This window comes from Treponema sp. R80B11-R83G3, assembly GCF_054786115.1.
The window spans coordinates 1-603 of record NZ_BDHF01000406.1; the positions used below are offsets into that span (position 1 = coordinate 1).

A 603-nucleotide genomic window follows, 5' to 3' on the forward strand; every position below is an offset into this window, starting at 1 on the left:
GGTTTATGGTTCCCGGCAGGAACAATTTTCACGCCGGCAGTATAAGAAACTGGGTCACTCTTTTTACCCATGTGATTGGCCATGCCAACTGGGCGCACTTAATAAGCAATCTCACCTTGATACTTTTAATCGGCCCCATGCTGGAAGAACGTTACAGGTCAGAAACGCTCTTAGTTATGATAATCATTACCGCGCTCGTTACGGGGATTTTAAACGCGCTTTTTTTTAACACTTATCTTTTGGGCGCGTCCGGCGTAGTTTTTATGATGATCCTTTTGTCTTCTTTTACAAATTTTTCTAAAGGGGAAATTCCCCTTACGTTTATTCTTGTGCTAATATTATATTTGGGCGTGCAAATATTTAACAAGTCAGGCGCAGATAAGGATAATATTTCCCAATTCGCGCATATTATAGGCGGCTTATGCGGAAGTTTCTTTGGTTTTTTCCGCGTTCCAAGGAGGTATAATGAATAAAGAATTCATGCATTTTGACACGGTGCGCGACAACGCGATTAAGCTGGCGCACCGCATTTACAAGGACGGATTCATTCCCGACGTAATTTATGTTTCACTTCGCGGCGGCGCGTATCTTGGAAACATCATC

General features: G+C 42.8%; 1 protein-coding gene and 1 pseudogene. Both read left to right on the forward strand.

Annotated features, from left to right (window positions below):
* A partial coding sequence (locus ACYVRH_RS14140; protein WP_461257516.1) for a rhomboid family intramembrane serine protease occupies positions 1-473 on the forward strand: 473 nt, incomplete at its 5' end.
* Positions 466-603: pseudogene (locus ACYVRH_RS14145) on the forward strand (phosphoribosyltransferase); the annotation flags it as partial. The gene ACYVRH_RS14140 and the pseudogene ACYVRH_RS14145, both read left to right, overlap by 8 nt.